Here is a 1559-nt window from a genome sequence, read left to right as displayed (position 1 = left end):
GGCGTAGGCAGGTCGGCCCAGGCCGCCCGCCAGTACGCACGTCGGTTCATGGCACACCACCGTCCCGACGCTGCCCCGAGCCACGTGTGCGACGTCCTGCTGGTCGTCTCCGAGTTGGTGACGAACGCTGTGCGGTATGGAACGGAGCCGGGCGACTTCGTGGTCGTCGCTCTCGATACCGACACGGACCGCACCCGGGTCGAGGTGCACGACACAAGACGACGCCGCCCACGGCGCAAACCGGAGAGCGTGTCCCGTGAGCGCGGGCGCGGGTTGTTCATCGTGGAGGCTCTGGCCACCTGGGGACTCGGCGAACGCCCGATGGGCAAGTTCGTCTGGGCGGAGGTGGAAGCCACGTGAGCCGACCAGGCCCGTGCCTGCCCAAGCGACGGCCGGACCGGGCGGTCCCCAGTTCCCGGAGTGTGGACCGGACTCCAGGAACCCCAGGGCGTCATGGAGTGAGAGAGGCCCCACGCGCCCTGTCGTTGCGTAGCGGTCCACAACCACCAGACGAAGACGTCAAGGAGTCAACCCTGTGGCAGAGATCGAGTACGAGGCAAAGGCCCTCGGCATCGACCCCGCGGACATCGCTCGACGGATCATCGCCGCCGGGGGAGTCGAGGCGGCCCCGCCTCGCGTCACGCGGCGCTACGTCTACGACACTGTCCCACCTGTGCCCGGCCGCTGGGTACGTCTCCGCGACACGGGTGACGTTGCCACCCTGTGTGTCAAGGAGATCACCAGCGACGCCGTTGACGGTACGAGCGAGACGGAAGTCACGGTGAACGACTTCGCCCAGGCCGCTGCCCTGCTCCTCCTCACCGGCCTGTCTCCGCGCAGCTACCAGGAAAACCGCCGCACCTCTTACAAACTCGGCACGGTCCGCCTGGAGATCGACGAGTGGCCTCTCATCCCGCCCTACCTGGAGATCGAAGCCGACGACGAAGCACAGGTGTGGGAAGCGGCGGCTGCACTCGGCCTCGCGAGCGACCGTCTCACCTCCATCAACACCACCAAGGTCTACAGCCTGTACGGCATCGACCTTGAAAGCATCACCGACCTGCGGTTCGCGTAGGTGGACATCCGCATCTCCCGACCAGGGCGTCCGGCCCTGGCCGGACCGAGAGGGAGCACCATGCACGATCTGTCCAGCCTGCCGGTCGAGGTACGACCGGACAGGACCTTGCGCGTGAAAATCATTGACGCGTGTGGTCTCGCCTGTTCCTTCTGCCACAACGAAGGAACCCCCGTGGCTACCGACAACACGGACCGACCCCCCGAACAGTTCACGGACACCCCGGGCCGTTCTGGACGGGTCTCCCTCTACCTGCGCACCAACGGTGCCGACTTCCTTCCGGCCCGGATCGCCGCCGACGCCGAGTTCGCCCTCGCGCTCGCCGCCGTACGCGGCGCACTGACGACAACAGAAGTGCACTTCACCGGCGGTGAGCCCACTCTTCACCCGGACCTCCCCGGCCTTGTGGCCGTGGCCCGCCGCCTGGGCCTCACCGTTGGACTCACCTCGAACGGCGAGGCCGGTGCCGCCGTACTGCCGGCTG

3 protein-coding genes are annotated in these 1559 nt (G+C 67.7%); all 3 read left to right on the top strand.

From position 1 onward, the window contains the following. On the top strand, positions 1 to 360 hold a 360-nt coding region (locus tag IH13_RS0105910), incomplete at its 5' end, for an ATP-binding protein (RefSeq protein WP_063837401.1). Positions 361 to 535: 175 nt separating this feature from the next. Beyond that, complete coding sequence (locus IH13_RS0105905; protein ID WP_031081616.1) at positions 536 to 1075, top strand: CYTH domain-containing protein; 540 nt, start codon at positions 536 to 538, stop codon at positions 1073 to 1075. 60 nt (positions 1076 to 1135) lie between these two features. Further along, positions 1136 to 1559, top strand: a 424-nt coding sequence (locus tag IH13_RS36830; protein ID WP_037840818.1) for a radical SAM protein, incomplete at its 3' end; no start/stop codon positions are given.

The organism is Streptomyces sp. NRRL WC-3549 (assembly GCF_000721935.1).
Classification (GTDB): Bacteria; Actinomycetota; Actinomycetes; order Streptomycetales; family Streptomycetaceae; genus Streptomyces.
Note: the sequence above shows the minus strand (reverse complement) of the source record. Positions and strands in the feature narration are given on the sequence as shown.